Source organism: Micromonospora sp. MH33, assembly GCF_003013775.1.
In the GTDB taxonomy this organism is placed as follows: domain Bacteria; phylum Actinomycetota; class Actinomycetes; order Mycobacteriales; family Micromonosporaceae; genus Micromonospora; species Micromonospora fulviviridis.
Genome location: NZ_MUYZ01000422.1, coordinates 1 through 4,156, shown reverse-complemented (window position 1 = coordinate 4,156; position 4,156 = coordinate 1). Strand labels below are relative to the sequence as shown.

4 protein-coding genes are annotated in these 4,156 nt (G+C 72.9%); 1 reads left to right on the top strand and 3 read right to left on the bottom strand.

The features are described from left to right. Positions 1–582 (bottom strand): MFS transporter (locus tag B0E53_RS33655; RefSeq protein WP_146167886.1); only part of this gene is annotated, 582 nt, incomplete at its 3' end. Between the two features lie 155 nt (positions 583–737). On the opposite strand from B0E53_RS33655, the gene B0E53_RS33650 reads away from it, so the two are divergent. After that, positions 738–1,520 carry a helix-turn-helix domain-containing protein gene (locus B0E53_RS33650; RefSeq protein ID WP_107079617.1) on the top strand — a complete coding sequence of 261 codons (783 nt, stop codon included), beginning with the start codon at positions 738–740 and terminating at the stop codon, positions 1,518–1,520. Positions 1,521–1,547: 27 nt separating this feature from the next. On the opposite strand, the gene B0E53_RS33645 is transcribed toward B0E53_RS33650, so the two are convergent. After that, a complete protein-coding gene (locus B0E53_RS33645; protein ID WP_246835734.1) occupies positions 1,548–2,174 on the bottom strand; it encodes a sigma factor-like helix-turn-helix DNA-binding protein in 627 nt (208 codons plus the stop codon). 120 nt (positions 2,175–2,294) lie between these two features. Continuing rightward, a partial coding sequence (locus B0E53_RS33640) for a PhoX family phosphatase (protein ID WP_107079615.1) occupies positions 2,295–4,156 on the bottom strand: 1,862 nt, incomplete at its 5' end.

Below are 4,156 nucleotides of genomic sequence, written 5' to 3'. Positions count from 1 at the left end.
CTCCGCCGGCGGTACGGCCGGCAGCGCGGCCAGCGCCGCGAGGGCGGCCACCACGAACGCCCAGCGCCAGCCGGCGGTCAGCGCCACGGTCGGCACCGCCGCCCCGGCCAGCAGGGTGGAGACCGGGATGGCGGCCTGCTTCAGCCCGAAGGAGAGCCCCTGCCGGTGGGCGGGCACGTGCCGGGCCAGCGCGGCGTTGCTGGCGAGCTGGCCGAGGGCGTTGGCGGCGGCGCTGAGCGCGAGCAGCGCCACCAGCACCGGGTACGACCGGGCCAGCCCCGCCACGGCCAGCAGCGAGCCGGCGGAGAGCAGGATGCCGGCGCGCGCCACCACGGCCGGCCCGTACCGCTCCACCAGGGCGCCGGAGGGGACCGAGGTGAGGGCGCTGACGCCGAAGTAGACCGAGACGGCCAGGCCGAGCCGGGCGGGGGTGAAGTCGAGATCGTCGCCCATCTGCACGGCGAGCCCGCCGACCAGGAAGACGGGCAGGACGCAGGCGATCGTGGTGGCGATCGCACCCGCGTTGGTCCGGACGGTACGCCGGGGCGCGGGTGGAGCGGGGTGCGACAAGGTTTCGGTCATGGCCCGCCCAAACCTACGCCGATCACGTTTCGGCAGCTGATCGTGTCTGTCGCTGCACGGTCCGTGCCCGGTGATCTGGCATCCTCGATCCGAACAGGCATTTCGCACTCGGCCTGTTTTTCATATGGTGTAAGTCCCCGGCGGCGGAGGTGGTTGTGCGTGACCCCTTGGCGGAACCTTCGGACCTGATCCGAAGTGTCTCCCGCGCGCTACGAGTGCTCGAGTCGGTCGGCCGTGCGCCGAAAGGGCTCACCGTCAAGCAGATCGCCCGCCGCTGCGAGCTGACCGTCGCCACGACCTACCACCTGGTGCGCACACTGGCCTACGAGGGCTACGTGATCCGCCGGGAGGACGGCACGTACATCGTCGGGCTGGAGATCGCCGACCGCTACCGCGAGCTGGTCACCGCCTTCCGCGGGCCGCCGCCGGTCGGGGAGGCGCTGCGGCGGGCCGCGGCGGACACCGGCTGGAGCCACTACCTGGGCCGCTTCGTGGGCGGCCAGGTGGCGGTCACGGCGGTCGCCGAGGGGCCGCGCTCGCCGTACCTGGAGGACCTGGTGCCGGGCTTCGACGAGGGGGCGCACGCCACGGCGCTCGGCAAGAGCCTGCTGGCCACCCTCACCGCCGAGCAGCGCTTCCGCTACCTGCGGGAATACGGCATGCGCCCGTTCACCGGCGCCACCCTCACCACCGTCGAGGCGTTCGAGGCCGACCTGGCCGCCGGCGACCGGCGCGGCATGCAGTTGGAGCTGGGGCAGTTCCGCCAGGGGGTGGCGTGCGCGGCGGTGCTGGTCACCCCGGACAAGGACATCGAGCGCCGGGTGGTGCTGGCCTGCGCGCTGCCGGCCAGCGAGATGATGACCTCCGCCCGGGTGGTCCGGGCCAAGCTGCTCACCGTCGCCCGCGCGGTCGCCGACGGCATCGCCGCCGACACCTGAGACCCCTGTCGGTGCCGCTCACCGCCGTCAGCCCGCCGTCCAGGGGTGGAGCTTCTCGGGGTTGAGCACCGCCCAGATGTGCTCGATCCGGTTGCCGGTGACCTCGAACGCCATCACCGACACGGTGACGCCGTCCAGTTGAGCCACCAGGCCCGGCTGGCCGTTGACCGTACGCTCCAGGAGCGCCATGCCGGGGGCGGCGGCGGGCCGGCCGGCGAAGAAGCGGGCGACCTCCTCCGCGCCCTCGACCGGGCGGAGCGCGGCGGTGACGAGTCCGCCGCCGTCGCCGGTCGCCGTGGCGTCGGGGGTCAGCAGGTCGATGAGGGCGTCGATGTCCTTGGCCTCCCATGCCTGCTTGAAGGCTCTGACGGTGTCGGCGCGCCGGGCTGTCGAGACCGCGTCCCGGCGTGCGGCGCGTACGCGGCGGCGGGCGGAGGTGGCAAGCTGGCGGCAGGCCGCCGGGGTCCGGCCGACGATCTCCGCCACTTCGGCGAAGGAATAGCGGAAGACGTCGTGCAGGACGAACGCGACGCGTTCGGCCGGTGTCATCGCGTCGAGCACGACGAGGAAGGCCATGTTGACCGACTCGTCGAGGGTGACCCGGTCGGCCGGGTCGACCATGCCGGCGCCCGGCCGGCGCCGCGTCGTCGACACCACGGCCTCCCTCAAGGCCGGCCGCGCCGCCTGATCCCGCGGCGGGTACGCGAAGGGCCCCTCCCCGGCGGGGAAGGGGCCCTTCGCCGGCGGTCCAGCGCCGGACCGCCCGGGGGAACGTCAGCTGCCGACCGGGCCGCCGTCCAGACGCCAGGTGACCACCACGCCGGGCTTGGCGAAGTCGCCGTCCGGCCAGGTCGAGGCCGGGTTCTCCACCGACGCGCCGGTGATCTCGCCCGGGTGCTGCACGGCCACGAAGACCGACCGGTTGTCCTTCGTGATGAAGGGACCGCAGGTCTCCGCGCCGAGCGGCACGGTGAGGAACTGCTTCAGGTGACCCCGCTCCGGGCCCTCCACGGCGGTGGCGAAGAGGCCGTCGTTGCTGCCCAGCGCGTTGCCGTCGGTCGCGATCCACAGGTTGCCGGTGGCGTCGAAGGCGACGTTGTCCGGGCAGGAGATCGGGGAGACCCGGGTCTTGTCGTACCCGGCGAAGTGGGTGGACGGGTCCGCCGGGTCGCCGCAGACGATCGGCAGCGACCAGGCGAAGGTCTCGGCGGTGTTGTCGCCGCGGTCCTCGACCAGCTCCAGGATCTGCCCGTGCTTGTTGAGGTTGCGCGGGTTCGCCTCGTCGGCCGCCGCCTTGCCGGCCTTGCCCCGGTCGGTGTTGTTGGTCAGCGCCACGTAGACCTTGCCGGTGAGCTGGCTCGGCTCGACGTCCTCCGGACGGTCCATCTTGGTGGCCCCGACCCTGTCCCCGGCGAGGCGGGTGAAGGTCAGCACGTCGGCCGCGGTCATCCCGTCGACGTACGAGCGGTTGCCGCTGACCAGCTTGATCCAGCGACCCCGGCCGTCGAACGCCCCGTCCGAGGGGAGCTTGCCGGTGCCGTCGATCTCGGCGGCGCTGTTCCCCTCCAGGGCGGCCACGTAGAGCGTGCCGGACTCCAGCAGGGTCAGGTTGTGCTTGCGGGCCACCCACGAGTTGCCCGGCATGAACTTCTTGTCCGAGACGAACTTGTAGAGGTAGTCGAAGCGCTCGTCGTCGCCCATGTACGCGACCACGCGCCCGTCCTTCGCGACGATCACGTTGGCGCCCTCGTGCTTGACCCGGCCGAGCGCGGTGTGCTTGCGCGGGTGGCTCTCCGGGTCGAACGGGTCGATCTCGACGACCCAGCCGAAGCGGTGCGCCTCGTTCGGGTGCTTCGCCAGGTCGAAGCGCTCGTCGGCGCGCTCCCACTTGCGGCTGCCGCTCGGGTAGCGCACGTCGGTCGGGATGCCGTAGCGGGCCAGCTTCGGCTTCAGCTCCTCGGGCGCGCCGTCGCCGCCGACGAAGTACTGGTTGAAGTTCTCCTCGCCGGAGAGCACCGTGCCCCACGGGGTGACCCCGCCGGCGCAGTTGTTCAGCGTGCCGACCACCGTACGACCCTTCGGGTCGGCGGCGGTGCGCAGCCAGGCGGAGCCGGCGGCCGGGCCGGTCAGCTCGAACTTCGTGGCCAGCGCGGTGACCCGCCGGTTGTACTGCCGGCGGCCGCTGCGCACCGGCCGCCACTGCCCGGTGGCGTCGACCCGCTCCAGCTCCACCACGGACATGCCGTGCGCGGCCATGGCCACCCGCACCTGCTCGACCGAGAGCGCGTCCTGGCCGGTGAAGCCGGGGAACATCAGGTCCTCGTTGGTGTACTCGTGGTTGACCACGAGCAGCGCCCGCTTGCGGTCGATCGGCAGCACCCCGACGAAGTCGTTGTTGTAGCCGAACTGCTTCGCCTGCGCGGCGGCGGTCTGCGCGTGCACGTCGAACGCGGGCGCGCCCGGCACCACCGGGTCACCCCACTTGATCACCACGGCGTGGTCGTACCCGTTGGGTACGACCAGGGTGTCCAGCTTGTTCGGCGGGATCGGCTTGAAGGTCAGCGCGCCGCTGCCCACCCCGCCGGCCGGCGCGGCGGCCTCGCCCGCGCCCGGAACGGCCGGGGCGGCGGGGGCGG